This window comes from Glutamicibacter sp. AOP38-B1-38 (assembly GCF_052377485.1).
Taxonomy (GTDB): Bacteria; Actinomycetota; Actinomycetes; order Actinomycetales; family Micrococcaceae; genus Glutamicibacter.
In genome coordinates, this window is record NZ_JBQSWU010000018.1 from 1 (window position 1) to 17,180 (window position 17,180).

Consider the following 17,180-nt stretch of genomic DNA (forward strand, 5'->3'; position numbering starts at 1 on the left):
CACCGGCAAAGAATACGAGGTGGAGAATTGGACCCCCAATGAATCCAGATGGTGCAAGAACTCGCGGGAAGAGCCGGCACTGTCGGTACGGACCAAGATCTTCTCACCACGAAGGTTCCCGTCCTCGTCATAGAAATTTTCAGGCAGTTGGGCTAGGGCTTGGCTGAGCACCTCGATATGCGAGGCGGCGGAATTCGCGCCCCGGTTGCCTGGGCGCAACTGCACGGCGAGGACTTCGCCGGTGCCGTTGGCTTTGCCATAGTCTGCCATGGCGATCATCGGTGAGAACCCGTATCCGCCTTTGTAGGTGCCAGCACTATTTTGTTTCTCGGAATGAACGTGCACCAACGAGGCATCAATGTCGATGGTTAAAGGGTTCTTTGCCGTGGCCTGCCGGGCAGGATTCCGCGGCCCGGCAGCATTCCAGACTTTGGTGCGCAGGCTGCGGGTCATGGTGGCGAACCCGTAGGAGAAAGCTTCTGGCTGATCTTTGATCCGGCCCATGAACCGGCTGACCGTGGCATCCGACGCCACGGAGCCAAAGAGCTCTGGTGCGGCTCGTAGCTGGTCAATATCTGTGGCTTGCTCGCCGCCAGCCGCCAAGGACAGAGCTAGGGCGCCGAGGATCTTTCCCGGCCGGTGGGTCGCGGTGGTTGGCACGAACTGGCTGAACCTGTCTTCGCAAACGCGGCGGAAGTCCACCGCATTCAGGAAACTGGTCAGCACCGACAACCCTGCATGGGAGACCAAGGTTTGGCCGGTGAGTTGGGTCGAGATGGCAGGGAAAACGTGGGTAGAATAGTTCACAGAAAAGGTGATCCTTCGAACGGGTATTTTGGAAGCTTAGACACTCCCATTTTCCCAGTTCAGGTCACCTTTTCATCTTTTAAGTCAGTTAATGACTACCGGCCTTCATGAAATACCCGGGCTAATCATGGCGGACACCATTTCCAGGCTGGCAAAAAGCGCGGTGAGTGAGACGGCGGAAACGATCAGGATGACAAATGTTGGAGTCTTGAACCGCGGATGAAGATAGCCGAATACTCGGCGCGGCAGCACCCCGTCGCGGCCCATGCTGTAGAGGATCCGTGACACCGATGCCTGCGATACCAAGGCAGAACCCATTGCACCGCAAATGAAACCAGCCGTGAAGAAGATCGACAGGAATTGCCCGCCGACCGCGAAGACAACTTGGATGGAAGCGGAATCAGCGTTCGTAAATTCGTGGCTGGGGTAGACAAGATGCGAGACGTAGGCCAGCACCACGAACAGAAATCCGCAGATCAGGGTGGTGAGCACGATGGCCCTTGGCAAATCCCGCTTGGGATTGCGTGCCTCTTCCGCGAACGTCGTGATTGAATCGAACCCCAAGAACGAGAGACACAAAATTGCCGCTCCCGCGGCAAGCGGAGCAAAGCCACCCGGGTCCCCGGTCCCCCGCAGGGGCGCAAACAGATCTACCGTGGCTTGACCCCGCAGGTACGCGAGGGAGAATCCGATGAAGAGGATGATGAACAGGAACTGGAAGCCGATGATCACGATATTTGTCCGGGCCACCGAGACGATGCCGATAATGTTCAGCACGGTAACCAGCGCCATCCCGGCTAGCATGAAGGCCCACGGAGGTATCGACGGGAAAAACTCGTTGAGGTAGATCCCCAAGAGCAGGTAGTTGATCATGGGTAAAAAGAGGTAGTCAAGCAGCAATGCCCAACCGGCCATGAACCCGATATTTGAACCGAATGACCGCTGTGCATAAACATACGCGGAACCCCCGACGGGAAATGCCCGTGACATCAGCCCGTAGGAACGGGCGGTGAACAGCATAGCTATCAGGGTAATTAGATAGGCCACCGGCAACCGCCCGCCGGTAATTTCCGTGACGATTCCATAGGTACTGAAGATCGTCAGCGGCACCATGTAGACCATGCCGAAGAGCACGAGGTTTGGAAGCCCCAGTACCCGGTTCATCTGCGTGGGTGCCTCCGTCACGCCCTCCGTATATTGCTGAGCCTGTTTCATGACCGTTACCTCTCTGCAGGTGCCCCGCTGCTGCCGCCGCGTGAAGCGACGGACTTTCCAGCACGCGAAGGCGCACCATCGAAAATAATGAAGACCGTTCACTTAATGTAGTGATAGGCCTCACCATTAGCAAGGGGGTCATAGTGGCCAGCAAGGCGTTCAAAGCTCATGAGATCGACCGGGAGAACGAGTTGAGCCCTGCAATTACGGCCAACTTAGGCAGAATGACTTGGAACTTTTTGATCACTCGGAAAACTCGAAGAAGCCCATTCAGTCAACCTCGATGTTCAAAAGAAATTTATAAGATTAATTTGTTTGAAACATGGCGACAGCTCAACCCGACCGAGACTAAGGCTGGGCGACTTCCCGCTCGATGGCAGCAATCATGGCACGTAGCCCAAATTCAAAGGATTGATCGCTAACCGTGGATCGAGCCTGCCGCGCATATTTTTCCCCGCTTTCCATGACTTCCCCGTGGCTGTTGCCACCGCCTTCACCGCCCTGCTCGGGTAGCGCGGCAACATGCGCGCCGGGTGCCACGATGTCCAATGCCGCGCCGACCACCAGCGACTCAATGGCAACCATCACCATCAAGATTCTCGGCACGGCAACACCTGCACGGCGCAGGAGCCGTCCCATCTCTTCGTAGATCACTCCCGATTCGGACTCTTCGGAGATCGGTGTAGCGACAATCAGCTCAACGGCTGCGGGAACACGGAGCAAGGCTTCGCGGAATAACACCGCAAAGTGGAAGAGCGCTTCGGTCCAGGGCAGGTCGGCAAGCATGCTTCGGTCGATGGAACGCACCATGTCTCGACGCATCAGGTTCACCAGATGCTGCCGATTCTCCACGTGGTTATACAGCGCCGGTGTCCGCACATCCAAGGCGCGGGCCAGCCGCCCCATGGAAAATTCTTCCGGCCCCACGTCTTGAAGCAGGGCGAAAGCGGCATCGACAATTCCCTGCTGCGACAGGATTGGCGTGGCCGGCCGGCCGGCGACTCGTTGCGACATTCAGACCATCCCGATTCTTCGACAATTCCACCTCCATCCAACCATGGACACTCGGTGGTTCCGAGGTTAGACTCAAAAATAATTAACACTATTAATATCTTGGAGTGAAACCATGCACGGACCCCAGACGGTGCTGTACGCAGCGACCATACACACGCTGACTCAGGAGCAGGAAATAACCGCACTGGGAATCACCGACGGAGTGATCTCGCATCTCGGCAACCGTGACCAGTCGCGGGATTGGCTCACCGCCGATACGGAAATTATCGACCACGGCGATGCCGCCATCACCCCGGGGCTCGTCGATGCGCATATCCACCCGGTTTTCGGTCAGTCTGTCACCCGCGGAATTTTCCTCGGCGATGCCCGAACCGTGGAAGAAGCGACCCACCTTTTCGCTGAGTATGCACGCACGCGAGAATCCGATCAGATCCTTTTGGGACATGGGCTGAATGTGGCGATCTTCGGATCGGCCGAACCCAACGGGCAGTTTCTCGAAGCGGCAGCACCCGGCCGTTCAAGCTACGTCACCTGCTTCGATGCCCATTCGGCTCTCGCTTCGCAGGCAATGCTTCAGCTTGCGGACATCAGCGGCACGGAAAGCTTTACCGACGGTTCCAGCGTCGTGGTTGACCTGCAGGGCAATCCCACCGGCTTCCTGCGGGAGTTTGCTGCCATGGCGCTTGTCGAGAGCTCCCTGCCCGTTTTGAGCATTGACGACAAGGTGCACGCCGTCTACCGGCTGCTGCGCGAGATGGCCGCCAGCGGGCTGACCGGCGGAGAAATGCTCGATTTTGCCGACCCCGATTCCCTAGAGGTCTTCCGACGCCTCGAACAGTACGGCGATCTTCCCATCAAGCTGCGGATTGCGCCTTGGCTGATGGCGAGCGACGGCGCCGAAGCGCTGGAACGGATCATCGAGCTACAGGGACAACACGGCCGGCGTTGGCAGGTGCGCGGCGCAAAGCTCATGATTGACGGGACCGTGGACAACGGCACCGCGTGGCTCTACGAACCGGATACCGAAGGCGAATCCATGGATTCACTGTATTTGGATCCGAAGCAGTACCTCAGGAATCTCAATGCGCTAGCCGCGGCCGGAATTACCACCACCACGCATGCCATTGGGGATCGGGGCATCGGTTTTGTCATTTCGGCGATTTCCGCCCTGCCCAAGGATGGATTACGGCACCGCATTGAGCATTTGGAAGAAATCAATGATGAGGACTTCGCCCGGCTGCAGGCTTCGGGCGCAACCATCAGCATGCAGCCTACGCATTGCACCCATTTTGTGCGCGCCGACGGCTCGGACGCCTGGTCCCGGCGCCTCGGTGAGCGCCGCGCGCAGTTTGCATTCCGGCTACGCGACGTCAAGGACGCCGGACTGGTGCTGGCGCTGGGCTCCGACTGGCCTATCGCCCCCTTTGACCCGCGGTTGATCATGGCCGATGCGCAGACCCGCCGGCGTACCGAGGTGCCCGACAGCGACAGCGCACAACCACGCCACCGGCTCTCGGCACGAGAGGCGTTGGAAGGCTACACCGCCAACGTCTATGAAAGCACCGGCACGACCGGCGGGCGCCTGACTCTGGGCATGCCAGCAGACCTCTCCGTCTTCGCGGCAGATCCGCTGGCGATCTCCCCCGAGGAACTGTGTACCGTCGAGGTGCTTGGAACCTACCTGGACGGCGTTCGAGTGGATACCCATGCGGAACTCGATTCGCCCGAACCGCTCCCGGCGAGCGCGAGCTAGGTAAGCACCTGCTCAGCGCCGATGCGCCGAGGCCCGCCAGGCACTGTCCACCATCTGATCCAGGCTGTGGCGCATCTGCCAGCCCAGGTCCCGGGCGGCTAATTTGCCATCGGCGACAATCCTCGCGGGATCCCCCGGCCGGCGGGCTTCTTCCAGGGCGGTGAACTCCTCGCCGGTCACCCGGGCCACCGCATCCATGATCTGGCGTACCGAGACCCCGTCGCCGGAACCCAAGTTGTAGACCGGTTCCAGCTCTTCTCCGGCCGCCAGCTTCTTGGCCGCTTCGACATGCGCCAGAGCCAGGTCGGCCACATGCACGTAATCCCGTACGCAGGTGCCATCGGCCGTGTTGTAGTCCGTGCCGAAGATCTTCGGGACCTTGCCCGCGTTCAGCGCGGCAAAAACCAGCGGGAACAGATTGTGCGGGCTGGCATCGTAGAGTTCTTCGCTTCCCGAACCGACCACGTTGAAGTAGCGCAGCGAGGTATGCCGCAATCCGTGGGCCACCGCCTGGTCGCGGATCAGCCACTCACCGATCAGCTTGCTCTGCCCATACGGGGATTCTGGCAAGGTGCCCGTCGCCTCGGTGACGAGGTCCTCATCCGGGGTGCCGTACACGGCGGCCGAGGAGGAGAAGACCATATTCTGCACCCGGGCATTCTCCATGGCTTCGAGCAGATGCGCCGTGCCGGTGACATTCTGCTCGAAGGTCAGCAGCGGATGCTTAACCGACTCCCCGGCGTACTTGTAGCCGGCCAGGTGGATCACCCCGGAGATCTCGTGCCGTTTCATGATTTCGGTGAGTTTCTCGGTTTGCAGCACACTCACCGAATAGAAGGGCACCTCTTCTGGCACAAATCCGCGGACACCGCTGGACATCGAGTCCACGATCACCGGCTCCAGTCCCGCCCGAGTCAGCGAGCGCACCACATGCGATCCGATATATCCGGCTCCGCCGGTCACTAGCCAACTCATGCTTTGCCTGCTCCCTCGTCTGCAATCACGGTAAAAATGGCGGGCCGCGCGTACCCGGCCCGTTCAAAAGCGGTCTCTACCGCCTGGCTGACCGGAGCAATCTGCTGCACGGAAATCAGTGCGATCGCGCTGCCGCCGAACCCTCCACCAGTCATCCGCGCGCCGATCGCCCCGGCCGCCATGGCCGCTTCCACGGCTACGTCCAGCTCTACGCTGGAAATCTCATAGTCATCACGCATGGATTCATGGGACTGGTAGAGCAGCTTGCCCACGGCTTCCAGGTCCCCTTCGCGCAGTGCGAAGACGGTGTCCAGCACGCGGCGGTTCTCGGTCACGATGTGCATGGCCCTCCGCTTGGCTACCGGATCCTCGATGGCTTCAAGCTCGGCCACGGCGTTGACTTCGCGCAGCGACTGTACATCCAAGGCGGCGGCGGCCTGCTCGCAGCTGGCTCGCCGGGCGGCGTACCCGCCATCAACATGCGAATGCTCCACCCGGGTGTCCATCACCAGCACCACCGCATCGTGCTGTGCCAGCGGCAGTGGCACCGCCTGGGTTTCCATGGAACGGCAGTCCAGGAACAGGGCGTGCTGGGCGTGGGACATCAGCGAGGCACTCTGGTCCATGATGCCTGTCGGGGCGCCGACGAATTCATTCTCGGCGCGCTGGGTCAACTGCGCCATCTGCACCTTGGACAGGCCCAACTCGTAGAGGTCATCCAACGCCACGATGGTTGCCACTTCCAGGGCGTGCGAGGAGGACAGTCCCGAACCCACCGGAACATCGGAGTCCACCAGCAGCTGGATCCCGCCAAGTTCCATCCCTTCGAGCTGGTTCAGCGCCCAGAGCACGGCCGCCGGGTACGCTGCCCAGCCGGGAACCGCGCGGGGCACCAGCTCATCGAAGGTGATGGAGGTGATCGGCGGGTGTTCCCCTGACCCGTAGGTAGACGCGAAATCCAGTGTCTGGCGATCCGCGTCGAGCTGCGTCTTGCGGCGCACAGCCACCAGCGCATTCTTGTCGATGGCGAAGGGCAGCACAAAACCCATGTTGTAGTCGGTGTGCTCGCCGATCAGGTTAACCCGTCCCGGGGCGCGCCAGATGCCTTCTGGCTGGTGCCCGTAGATCTTGGCGAACTTCTGGTGCAAAGCGGCCATGCGCTGCGTGGTTTCCTTGGAGTTGCTGATGCTCATGGCATGACCTCGCGCAGTCGTGCCGCGGTCTGCTCGGCTGGAACGTCGTTGATGAATGCACCCATGGCCGCTTCGGAGCCGGCCAGGAACTTGAGCTTGTCGGCGGCCCGGCGCGGGCTGGTCAGCTGCAGGTGCAGGCGGGAAGCTTCACGTTCCTTGCCTGCCACCGGCGCCTGGTGCCAGGCGGAAATGTACGGGGTGGGAGTCTCATAGAGGGCATCGAATCCGCGTAACAGATCGCGGTACATCACGGCCAGCTCGTCTTTCTCCGCCTCATTGAGCGCGGCGAAGTCCGGCACGTGGCGATGCGGCACCAGGTGCGCTTCCAACGGCCAGCGTGCAGCGAAAGGCACGAACACGGAGAAGTGCTCGCCGGCAGCAACCATGCGCGTACCTTCCTTGCGTTCGAAGTCCAGGATGTCGCCCATCAGGGTGCGTCCGGTCTTCTCCAGGTGGCCCACCGCTTGGGCGGCCATCTTGGTGGCGGTCGGGGTCAGGTAGGGGTAGGCGTAGATCTGTCCGTGCGGGTGGTGCAGGGTCACGCCGATATCCTGGCCTCGGTTCTCGAATGGGAACACCTGGGCAATGCCTTCCATCGCCGACAGGGCCGCGGTACGCTGCGCCCACGCGTCGATGACGGTGCGCGCCCGGGCATCATCCAGCGAGGCGAAGGAACCCTCGTGCTCCGGGGTGAACACCACGACTTCGCAGCGGCCATAGGCCGGGGCAGGAACCTGCACCGGAGCAGCGGCCGGGATCCGGCCCAGATCCGGTCCCAGCGAGGGGAAGCGGTTCTCGAAAACCACCACGTGGAAATCCTCGGCCGGAATTTCGCTGTGGCGGCCCTGGGTACTAGGGCACAGCGGGCATTCTTCCTTGGGCGGAAGGTAGGTGCGCGACTGCCGGTGGGCCGCGACGGCTACCCAGTCTCCGGTCAACCGGTCGTAGCGCAGCTGTCCAGGTTCCCCACGCGGATCCAGCGCCCTGGCGTCGGGTGCCGGTTCGGGGGCGATGGCATTGGCATCGGCGAAGAAGATCGCCTCGCGGCCATCGGCCAGGTGATGGACCCGGTGTGATATCAGGCCAGAAGGGATCCTGCCGGTAACGCTCATGATTCGACCACCTTTTCAATTTTCAAGTTCTCGATGTGCTGGCGGAGTTCCTCGACGGCCGTCTCGTCCAAGCCGTCGTCGCTGACGAGTGTGTCGATTTCGTGCAATGGAGCACTGGAGTACAAACCGGCCAAGCACCATTTGCTGGAATCCGCGACGACCACGCGGCTGTCACAGCGTTCCAGGAAAAGTCGATTGACTTCCACCTCGAGCATGTTCGGTGTCGTGATTCCGTCCTGGACGCTGAACCCGTGGACCCCCATGAAGCATCGGTCGACGTGCAGTGTCCGCAGGGCCGCAGTGGCCAGTGGACCGACCAACGCGTCGGATACCGTTCGCAGGCCACCGGTGAGCTGCACGGTCTGACCTGCAGCCGGGGCATCTTGTAGGAGGTCGGCGATGCGCGGAGAGTTGGTCACAATCGTGAGGTCGGGGACTGCCCGCAGCAGACGGGCCACCTCATAGGTCGTAGTCCCCGACGTAAGGGAGATGGACATTCCTGGTTCAACCATTTGCGCCGCCGCACGGGCAATGGCCGCCTTCTGCGGCAACTGCAGAGTTGACTTGCGCTGGAATCCCGGCTCTTCAGCAGACGCAGATTCCTGGAGCAGTGCGCCTCCGTGGACCTTATGCAATTCGCTGTCCTTGACCAGGCGGTCCAGGTCACGGCGCACTGTCATGTGCGAAACGCCAAATTCCTCAGCCAACTGGGCTACCTTGACTGCACCGTTGGCACGAACTCTATCCAGAATCCGCCGTCGACGCTGGGTTGGGAAGTTCTCGCTCATCGGGACTCCTTGGCAGACAGGTTGAAATAACACGCTCCGTAAAGCGATACACCCCTAATTCAAACACACTCAAACATATTTGAACACATTTGAACATATTTTCAACCAGAACCGTCCACTTGCCGGGCAGCCCGAGAACGTAGATATCAGCCCCGAAAATACTTCGCGATCATCGCTCCGGCGTGCCGCTGCAAGTGCTTCGCCCTGCTTGCGCCAAGTCCGCGCGCAGTGGGGAGCTGGATTTTCGCGCGGCTACGGCGCCCCGGAGCCAATTTCGGCAAACACCCCTCATGATTCAGGCAAAATGACCAGGTCCAGATACGCCTTGAGGGTGCCAGCCATGTCAACATCGTCGGGAGACAAGAGCCACTGCACTTGGATCCCGTCCCACAGGGCCAGCAGCGACGCTCCCGCCACATGCGGGTCCACCCCGGGGCGCAGCCGACCAATGCTCTTCATGAATTCGAATTCAGCGCCGTACTCGCCGCGCAAGCGCTCGAAGCGGGCCTCGAAATACGAGCGCGCCGGATGATCGGAAGTGGTTGATTCCCCGCAAAGGGCTGCGTAGAGCTCGATCAACTCCGCGGCACCCTCGTTGAATTGCGCTTGCTCGACAATGGACTGGGCAAAGCGCTCACCAGTGCCCGGCGTGCCGTCGGTGACGGCGTCGCGGCGCTTGAGAGCGGCAATGAGAAGTTCCTGCTTGTTCGGATAGTGGTGCAAAACGCTGGTTTGGCTCATGCCTGCCGCGTCGGCAACATCCTGCACAGTTCCGCCGCGATACCCCCGCGCGCCGAATACCTGGAGGGCAGCCTGGGCGATCTGTTCCCTTCGGGCTGCAGATTTGGCATATGGACCGCGCCGGCGGCGGCCGGATTCATTGCTCGTCACAGTTACTCAGTGTAGGTAGGCCCAGCAGTATTCGAAAATGATGCATCGGCCTAGCAAGCCAGCATGATCGAAAAACAAGAAATTTAACCAAAACTGAGTAATCACTCGATTTTTGCAGTAACCTATTTCACATGCCCTCGTCCCGGGCACCATAAAAAAACTACTTTTAAGTGAGCACGGATGCCATTGACAACAAGACGCCGCCTTCTCAAGGCCGGCCTGGGCGCCGCCGCACTGGGCGTAATGACTGCATGCGGCACCGCAGGCCCCCGGTCTGCAGATGCCATGCCAACCATTGCGCCGGCCGCCCCAGGAGAAAAAGTCAGGCTGACATATTGGAGCTGGCTCAAGGATATCCAGCGAGTCGCAGATGCTTTCAACGCCATGCATCCGAATATCCATGTTGAGGCGGTTTGGATCCCCAGTGGAAATCAAGGCGGATACCCAAAGCTCTACTCTGCTCTCGCAGCAGGCGGAGGACCCGATCTGGCCCAAATCGAATTCCGCACCCTCCCGGAGTTCATGCTCGTCAATGGCGTCGTGGATCTCGCGGCGTACGGTGCGCAGCAGTACGCTCACCGATATGATCCGTCACTGTGGGGCCAGGTCAGTTTTCCCAACGGAATATTCGGCATGCCTCAGGATTCCGGGCCGATGGCAATGTTCTACCAGCCAGAAACTCTGGACAAAGTCGGCGCCGTCGCCCCGGAAACATGGGCGCAATGGGCCGAGATCGGGTCAGAACTGCGTCAAGCCAACAGCTACATCGACTGCTTCTCCCTCAGTGATGCCTCCTACTTCGTGTCCTACGCGGCACAAGCAGGAGCCCAATGGCTTCAGCCATCCGACGACGGCTGGGTCATTAATATGACCGACGACGCAACACTGGAAGTCGCCAGGTTCTTCGACCGGGCCATCGACGAAGATGTCGTAACTACCGCGATCTCGCCCTTCAGCCCGTCTTGGTATGCTGCGGCTGCATCCGGCCAGCTCGCCTCTGTCACCAGTGGGAACTGGGCTGATGCGCTTGTCAGCTCTGTCGCTGGCGGACAGGGCAAATGGAGGGTCGCATCGATGCCGAAGTGGACCTCGGGCGGATACGGCTCCAGCTACCTGGGCGGATCGACGGTTGCGGTTCTGGCTAATAGCCGCCATCCGCATGAGGCCTTGGAGTTCGCCGCCTGGATGACGTCCACGGAAGCCGGGATCAGCAACGAAATCGCGCACAGCGGCATTGGCTGGTCACCGGTTCCGGGCATCATCGGCGAGTCGCGCGAAGGCCCCTCCGAATTCTTCGGCGGGCAATCGTACAACAAGCAAGTAATTGTCCCAGCCAGCAAATCGCAGAATCCCAATTGGAGCTGGTGGCCGGTCACCCAGCAATCCTTCAATATCCTTTCCGACGGATTCCGCCGGAAAGCCGCCGGAACCAGCTTGGTCGATTCGGTGGTATCCGCAGAGCAGGAAATCATTGCGGTATTCCGCAACAAGGGCCTGAAGATCCGCAAGGAGGCATCGTGAGCACGCCGACCATCACCCGAGGCACCCGGAGAAAACGTGGTCCCTCACCAAGCAGGTTTGAGCTCGCCCCGTGGCTGTTGCTCGCGCCTTTCCTCGCGCTCTTCACCCTGACTTTCATCTTGCCCATCATTGCAGCCATACAAGCCAGCTTCACCCGTATCACACGGCGCGGATTGTTCGGAGAAGCCGGCGTGCACAGCGAATTCGCTGGATTCGGCAATTACGCGCAAGCCCTGGGAGACGAAGCCTTCGTTGCTTCGATTGGCCGCATGATCGTGTTCGGCATCGTGCAGGTTCCCATCATGATCCTTCTTTGCACGGTCCTGGCTCTGCTGCTTGAGTCGGCGAGCGCCAAATGGCCGGCCTTTTTCCGGGCGGCGTACTTCCTGCCCTACGGCGTGCCGGGGGTCATTGCCACTATCCTCTGGTCATTCCTCTATGTTCCCGGCCTGAGCCCGATCATCGATGCCGCCTCAGCCGTCGGCTTGGAAGTCGATTTCCTCGGGCCACAGAGCATCTTGTGGTCCATCGCCAACATCGTGACATGGAGCTACACGGGCTACAACATGCTGATCATCATCGCGCAGCTCAAGGCAATTCCCGGCGAGATCTACGAAGCCGCACGCTTGGACGGGGCGGGTCCACTGCGTGTGGCATGGCATATCCAGCTGCCGCTCATCAGCCCGGCACTGGTCTTGACCACGGTCTTCTCCATCATTGGCACCTTGCAGCTTTTCGCCGAAGCGCAAGTTCTCATGAGTGTCGCACCCGCCATCGACAGCCAATACACCCCTAACCTTTCCGCCTACACAACCGCGTTCGCCTACAACGACTACAATGTTGCGGCTGCGCAATCCGTTCTCATTGCCTTGGCCGCATTCGCGCTCTCATTCGCCTTCCTGCGCCTGACCAATAGGAAGTCCTCATGACTCTGATCCGCCGCCAGTCCTTCGAAAAGCCCGCCTCTTCAAAACCAGCGACTCTGATTGTCACGGCCTTGCTGACCATAGCCGCATTGTATTTCCTGGTCCCGGTCTACTGGGTCGTCGTTGCAGCAACGAAATCGACCCAGGACTTGTTTAGCACAAATGGTTTCCTCCTCTCCGGTGACTTCGTCCTATGGAAAAATCTGGGCCAGGTTCTGGCCTATGACGGCGGAATTTTCCTGCGCTGGTTCATGAACTCGTTGCTATACGCGGGGGCAGGGGCGCTGATTGCCGCTTACCTTGCTGCAGCTGGCGGATACGCCCTGGCCAAGTACCGTTTCCGCGGAAGCAATCTGGTCTTCGGTGTGGTCTTGGGAGGCGTTCTCGTGCCTGGAACCGCAACCGCCTTGCCCCTATTCCTGTTGTTCAGCGAAATGGGGCTGTCCAATACCTATTGGAGTGTCCTGCTGCCATCATTGGTGTCCCCGTTCGGCCTGTTCCTCTGCCGCGTTTACGCTTCCAGCACCGTGGATAGCGCGTTACTCGAAGCCGCGCGCCTGGATGGCGCAAGCGAACTGCGGATCTTCCACACGATAGGACTCAGAGTCCTGTCCCCTGCTCTGGTGACGGTATTCCTGTTCCAGCTTGTCGGAATCTGGAATAACTATTTCCTTCCCCTGGTGATGCTGTCCGATTCGGATCTCTATCCAATTACCCTGGGCCTGAACACCTGGCTGGGACAGGTTGACCGCCTGCCAGAATTCTACGAGCTGACCACCGGCGGCGTCTTGCTGTCCACTATTCCCTTGGCCATTGCCATGATCGTCCTGCAGCGCTTCTGGCGCGGGGGCCTGACCGAAGGATCCGTTAAATGACTTCCCCAACAGCCTATCTGGCCGATACCGCCCCGGGCGGAGGCCGGCGCCTGCCGGCAACGTCCTGGACCCACAGTGATGCCCCTGAACTGAGCCTCGATGGACAGTGGAAGTTCCGCTGGCTCCCTGGCGTACCGGGCACGCCCGGAGGGCGCGGACTGCTGCCGGCAGGCGAGCTTCCCGAGTCCATGGCAGATGCTGGCTATGACGACTCGAGCTGGGAAAGCATCGCAGTCCCTGGGCACTGGGTATTGCAGGCCGATGGCACCTACGGACGCCCTTCGTACACGAACGTCCAATTTCCCTTCCCTTGCGACCCGCCCTATCCACCGGATGAGAATCCTACCGGCGACTACCGGCGGACCTTCGAAGTGCCCCAGAGCTGGACTTCCGGAATGGAGCGGCTGGTGCTGCGCTTCGACGGCGTTGAATCCCGGTACAAGGTATGGGTCAATGGGCAAATGATTGGCTGGGGTACCGGTAGCCGCCTTGCCCAGGAATTCGATGTGAGCTCGGCCGTAGCCGCCGGTGAAAATACAATCGTTGTCCGCGTGCACCAATTCTCCGCTTCGAGCTACGTCGAGGACCAGGACCAGTGGTGGCTCCCGGGAATTTTCCGATCGGTAACGCTCAAGGCCCGTCCGCACGGCAGCATTGACGACCTCTGGATAGAAACCGGCTATTCCTCCGGTACCGGAATCATTACACCAGAAATCATGGCCGCTGACGATGCGTTCCCGCTACGTTTCGTTGTTCCCGAACTGGAAATCGACGAAGTGTGGCAAAGCCGCGAGGATATCCGAGAGGTGGAAGTGCCCGCCGTTTCCCCATGGAGCGCTGAGCGGCCAAAACTCTATGGAGCAACCGTTTCCAGCACTGGCGAGACCATCAGCCTGCGGCTAGGTTTCCGCACGGTAAGAATTGCAGGCGACCAGTTCCTGGTCAACGATCGCAAAGTCGTCTTCAACGGGGTGAACAGGCATGAAACCCACCCGCTCCTCGGCCGGGCGTTCGATGAGCAATTCGCACGAGAAGACCTGATGCTAATGAAGCGCTTCAATGTCAACGCCATTCGCACCAGCCACTATCCGCCGCATCCGCGGCTCCTGGACTTGGCCGACGAGCTCGGTTTCTGGGTCATACTCGAAAACGATCTGGAAACCCACGGATTTGAACGTCACGGCTGGCAGGGCAATCCCAGTGACGACCCGGCCTGGCGAAGTGCCTATCTTGATCGGATGGAGCGGACTTTCGAACGGGACAAGAACCATCCCTCAATCATCATGTGGTCGCTTGGCAACGAGTCCGGCACCGGGGCCAACCTTGCCGCGATGTCCGCATGGATCCATGCGCGGGATAGCAGCCGCCCGGTGCATTATGAAGGCGACTACACCGGAGAATACACCGATGTGTATTCGCGAATGTACGCTTCGTTCCCCGAAGTGCAGACAATTGGAGAGGACCGGATGACCGCTCCGCTGCTGGGATGCACCACCGCAGAGGCCGCGCGCCAGCGGACCAGGCCCTTCCTGTTGTGCGAGTATGCGCACGCCATGGGCAATGGGTCCGGAGGATTGCAACGGTATGCGGATCTGGTGGACCGCTATCCCCGGTTGCATGGAGGCTTCGTCTGGGAATGGCGTGACCACGGGCTGCAGGCCAGCACACCGGATGGCAAGAGCTTCTATGCTTACGGCGGCGATTTCGGCGAGGAGCTCCACGATGGCACCTTCGTCATGGACGGACTGGTCCTCTCCGATTCCACTGCCTCACCGGGGCTCCATGAGTTCAAGCATGTAGTCGCCCCGATCAAGTTCTCCCTGTCCTCCGTGGACGGGCACCGGGTGCGCTTGGGCATCCGGAATGACCGCCACAGTGCCGACAGCGGCGACCTCGCATTCAGCTGGCGCTTGGAAGCGGCCGGGCATCCGGTCGCTAGTGCAGAATTCTTGGTATCCGGCTCTGACGACGCGCTGGAAGCTGGCGAAACTGCCACGGTTGAATTCGCCTTGCCGTACCCCCTGCCCGCAGGCGAAAACTGGTTAACCGTGGAGGCGCGGCTGGCCGAGGATGCAGCGTGGGCGGCCGCGGGCCATGAGGTGGCCAGCGCCCAATGGCCGATAGCTGCTCCATCCACCGCAATGCCGGGGCCGCGACCCGCACGGTTGCCCTCTTCGGCTGATGCGGGCGGAGCATCGATCCCTCTGGACAATGGCCGGATGCAGCTTGGTGCCGCAGTTTTCGCCGAGGGCAAGCTCATGGAGTTGGCCGGGCAGCCGGTGCATGGGCCGCGGCTGGAGTTGTTCCGCGCACCCACCGACAATGACCGTGGCGCACACTTCGGCAGCTATAACCATTCTGATCCCTGGCAGGAAGATGAGCACGGAGTCCCGGGCAATGGAGAACCCGGTCCGTCAAATGCGGACCTCTGGACGGCGGCCGGATTGGACCGGCTGAAGGCGCGGGTGCTCAGTGTCGCTACCGGTCCGGGCCGTGTGCAGGTGGCGACCAGGTATTCAGCAGCGGACCAGGCCTGCTCCATCCGAGTCGACGAGCAATGGAGCCTGGACGAGTCCGGCCTGTGGCTTCGCATCGATATGGTTCCAAGCCGAGGCTGGACATCGGTGTGGCCCCGATTCGGCGTGCGTTTCCAACTGGGCAAGGAGGTCGATTCGGCATCCTGGTACGGCTTGGGCCCGCACGAATCCTACCCGGACAGCCGTCTGGCGGCACGAGTAGGCCGCTACAGTGCAAGCATTGACGATTTGCCGGTCGAATACGCACGTCCGCAGGAAACAGGGCACCGCAGCGATTTGCGCGAATTGGAGCTCGGCGTGGGCGGTGCGCCGTGGCTGCGCATCGAGGCCTGGCCCGACGGATTGGACCGCCGCCCCGGTTTCACGCTCAGCCGCCACACGGCACAGCAGCTTGCCGGCGCTGCCCATCCGCACGAGCTGCCGGAACCAACCAACTCCTGGCTGTACCTGGATGCGGCCCAGCATGGCGTAGGTTCCCGGGCCTGTGGTCCCGATGTCTGGCCGGAAGACGCGCTGCGCCCCGAGGCGCGCTCCTTGCTCCTGCGGATCACCGGATTGACAGGGAACGAAACCTCGCGGAGCGGGTAGCGCCGCGAACTTCCCTGCCGCTCATCGCGGCTGGACCGGGCCAATCAGCCAGCTGGCTTCATGGCTGGCGCCCGGGGCCAGCGCGATGACGTCCTGGCCGGAGTTGAAGCCGCCGGGCGGGCAGGTCATCGGCTCGATGGCCAGCCCGGTGCGGTCAAGCGCCGGGTCATCGCGGTCTGCCGTGTGGATCTGGACCCACGGGCAGGCTTCGTCCCAGGTGATCTGCGACCCGAGGCCCTTGGCGTCGGTGATCGACGCGCTGAACAAGCCGTCCGCGCCGGCGGCCAACCCGGTGTAGGCATGATCGATGAAGAGGTCCCCGATCGGCTTCGGGGTGCGGAAATCCGGCTCGGTGCCGGACACCTCCACCACTTCCTTCGGCAGCAGGCGCGCGCCGTCGGTGAGCTGCACCTTGCCGGCTGGCAGGGTGAAAGTCCATTCATCCGCCTTCTTGCCCGGTGCGACCAGGTAGGCGTGCGAACCCCAGGCGAAGGGCGCGGTGCCCTGCCCGAGGTTGGTGGCGGTGGCGATGGTGCGCAGCCCGCCGGCTTCCAGCCGGTAGTCGATCACCAGCTGCACCTCATAGGGGTAGCCGGGGTTCGGGACGATCACGGTGCGCAACTGGGCGGAGCTGCCGCGGCGCCCGGTGATCTCGAAGCTGGTATCGGCCACCAGGCCGTGCAGCGCGTGGCCGCGCTCCGGCTCGGTGATCTCAAGCTGCTGGTCCTGGCCCTGCCAGGAGTAGGCCCCGTCGATCACGCGGTTGGGCCAGGGTGCCAGGATGGCGCCGGAAAAGACCGGCCGCGGGCTGCGCGGGTCGAACGCACGCACCAGCGGGCGGCCACCGTAGTCCAGGGACACCAGTGTGGCGCCCACCGTGGCCAGCTGCGCGGTGAAGCCGTGGGCTCGCAGCGTGAGCACCGTTCCGTTGGCGGTGTCCTGCTGCGGCATTGCTTGGCGATCCATTTCGTCATCCTTCTGCTGT

14 protein-coding genes are annotated in these 17,180 nt (G+C 61.3%); 5 read left to right on the forward strand and 9 right to left on the reverse strand.

Annotated elements, in window-relative coordinates; genetic code table 11:
- The 3 genes from ACT3TP_RS11645 to ACT3TP_RS11655 form a co-directional block, all read right to left on the reverse strand.
- Positions 1–807, reverse strand: an 807-nt coding sequence (locus tag ACT3TP_RS11645; RefSeq protein WP_444620640.1) for a transposase, incomplete at its 3' end; no start/stop codon positions are given.
- Positions 808–912: 105 nt separating this feature from the next.
- Entirely contained in the window at positions 913–2,022 is a 1,110-nt protein-coding gene (locus tag ACT3TP_RS11650) for an APC family permease (protein WP_444620641.1), read from the reverse strand.
- 348 nt (positions 2,023–2,370) lie between these two features.
- Complete coding sequence (locus tag ACT3TP_RS11655; RefSeq protein ID WP_096255231.1) at positions 2,371–3,036, reverse strand: TetR/AcrR family transcriptional regulator C-terminal domain-containing protein; 666 nt, start codon at positions 3,034–3,036, stop codon at positions 2,371–2,373.
- 112 nt (positions 3,037–3,148) lie between these two features.
- On the opposite strand from ACT3TP_RS11655, the gene ACT3TP_RS11660 reads away from it, so the two are divergent.
- The gene (locus tag ACT3TP_RS11660; protein WP_096255229.1) at positions 3,149–4,789 is read left to right on the forward strand and encodes an amidohydrolase; all 1,641 of its coding nucleotides are present in this window, start codon (positions 3,149–3,151) and stop codon (positions 4,787–4,789) included.
- Between the two features lie 12 nt (positions 4,790–4,801).
- Here ACT3TP_RS11660 and galE read toward each other — a convergent pair whose 3' ends face one another.
- The 5 genes from galE to ACT3TP_RS11685 all read right to left on the reverse strand — a co-directional run bounded on the left by galE (position 4,802) and on the right by ACT3TP_RS11685 (position 9,748).
- A complete protein-coding gene (galE, locus tag ACT3TP_RS11665) occupies positions 4,802–5,764 on the reverse strand; it encodes a UDP-glucose 4-epimerase GalE (RefSeq protein ID WP_096255227.1) in 963 nt (320 codons plus the stop codon).
- Entirely contained in the window at positions 5,761–6,957 is a 1,197-nt protein-coding gene (gene galK / locus ACT3TP_RS11670) for a galactokinase (RefSeq protein WP_444620642.1), read from the reverse strand. Before galK ends, galE begins: the two co-directional genes overlap by 4 nt.
- Entirely contained in the window at positions 6,954–8,069 is a 1,116-nt protein-coding gene (gene galT, locus ACT3TP_RS11675) for a galactose-1-phosphate uridylyltransferase (protein WP_444620643.1), read from the reverse strand. Before galT ends, galK begins: the two co-directional genes overlap by 4 nt.
- The gene (locus ACT3TP_RS11680) at positions 8,066–8,857 is read right to left on the reverse strand and encodes a DeoR/GlpR family DNA-binding transcription regulator (protein ID WP_096255223.1); all 792 of its coding nucleotides are present in this window, start codon (positions 8,855–8,857) and stop codon (positions 8,066–8,068) included. Before ACT3TP_RS11680 ends, galT begins: the two co-directional genes overlap by 4 nt.
- 288 nt (positions 8,858–9,145) lie before the next feature.
- The gene (locus ACT3TP_RS11685) at positions 9,146–9,748 is read right to left on the reverse strand and encodes a TetR/AcrR family transcriptional regulator (protein WP_105553985.1); all 603 of its coding nucleotides are present in this window, start codon (positions 9,746–9,748) and stop codon (positions 9,146–9,148) included.
- A gap of 180 nt (positions 9,749–9,928) precedes the next feature.
- Between ACT3TP_RS11685 and ACT3TP_RS11690 the strand changes: the two genes are divergently transcribed.
- The 4 genes from ACT3TP_RS11690 to ACT3TP_RS11705 are packed head-to-tail and all read left to right on the forward strand — an operon-like array spanning position 9,929 to position 16,195.
- Entirely contained in the window at positions 9,929–11,269 is a 1,341-nt protein-coding gene (locus ACT3TP_RS11690) for an ABC transporter substrate-binding protein (RefSeq protein ID WP_444620644.1), read from the forward strand.
- An 11-nt stretch (positions 11,270–11,280) separates the two neighbouring features.
- On the forward strand, positions 11,281–12,198 hold the full coding sequence (locus tag ACT3TP_RS11695; protein ID WP_444620666.1) for a carbohydrate ABC transporter permease: 918 nt from the start codon (positions 11,281–11,283) through the stop codon (positions 12,196–12,198).
- Positions 12,195–13,070 carry a carbohydrate ABC transporter permease gene (locus ACT3TP_RS11700; protein WP_105553986.1) on the forward strand — a complete coding sequence of 292 codons (876 nt, stop codon included), beginning with the start codon at positions 12,195–12,197 and terminating at the stop codon, positions 13,068–13,070. Before ACT3TP_RS11695 ends, ACT3TP_RS11700 begins: the two co-directional genes overlap by 4 nt.
- Positions 13,067–16,195, forward strand: coding sequence for a glycoside hydrolase family 2 TIM barrel-domain containing protein (locus ACT3TP_RS11705; RefSeq protein WP_444620645.1), 3,129 nt, complete (start codon positions 13,067–13,069; stop codon positions 16,193–16,195). The genes ACT3TP_RS11700 and ACT3TP_RS11705 overlap by 4 nt, the downstream gene beginning before the upstream one ends.
- Before the next feature lie 21 nt (positions 16,196–16,216).
- Here ACT3TP_RS11705 and ACT3TP_RS11710 read toward each other — a convergent pair whose 3' ends face one another.
- The gene (locus ACT3TP_RS11710) at positions 16,217–17,161 is read right to left on the reverse strand and encodes an aldose 1-epimerase family protein (protein WP_444620646.1); all 945 of its coding nucleotides are present in this window, start codon (positions 17,159–17,161) and stop codon (positions 16,217–16,219) included.
- Between the last annotated feature and the right edge of the window lie 19 nt (positions 17,162–17,180).

Excerpts from the sequence above, each read along its gene's own strand:
- galE (WP_096255227.1), bottom strand. The coding sequence starts at position 5,764 with ATGAGTTGGCTAGTGACCGGCGGAGCCGGATATATCGGATCGCATGTG.
- ACT3TP_RS11660 (WP_096255229.1), top strand. The coding sequence starts at position 3,149 with ATGCACGGACCCCAGACGGTGCTGTACGCAGCGACCATACACACGCTG.
- ACT3TP_RS11650 (WP_444620641.1), bottom strand. The coding sequence starts at position 2,022 with ATGAAACAGGCTCAGCAATATACGGAGGGCGTGACGGAGGCACCCACG.
- ACT3TP_RS11710 (WP_444620646.1), bottom strand. The coding sequence starts at position 17,161 with ATGGATCGCCAAGCAATGCCGCAGCAGGACACCGCCAACGGAACGGTG.
- ACT3TP_RS11705 (WP_444620645.1), top strand. The coding sequence starts at position 13,067 with ATGACTTCCCCAACAGCCTATCTGGCCGATACCGCCCCGGGCGGAGGC.
- ACT3TP_RS11690 (WP_444620644.1), top strand. The coding sequence starts at position 9,929 with ATGCCATTGACAACAAGACGCCGCCTTCTCAAGGCCGGCCTGGGCGCC.
- galT (WP_444620643.1), bottom strand. The coding sequence starts at position 8,069 with ATGAGCGTTACCGGCAGGATCCCTTCTGGCCTGATATCACACCGGGTC.
- galK (WP_444620642.1), bottom strand. The coding sequence starts at position 6,957 with ATGAGCATCAGCAACTCCAAGGAAACCACGCAGCGCATGGCCGCTTTG.
- ACT3TP_RS11700 (WP_105553986.1), top strand. The coding sequence starts at position 12,195 with ATGACTCTGATCCGCCGCCAGTCCTTCGAAAAGCCCGCCTCTTCAAAA.
- ACT3TP_RS11680 (WP_096255223.1), bottom strand. The coding sequence starts at position 8,857 with ATGAGCGAGAACTTCCCAACCCAGCGTCGACGGCGGATTCTGGATAGA.
- ACT3TP_RS11655 (WP_096255231.1), bottom strand. The coding sequence starts at position 3,036 with ATGTCGCAACGAGTCGCCGGCCGGCCGGCCACGCCAATCCTGTCGCAG.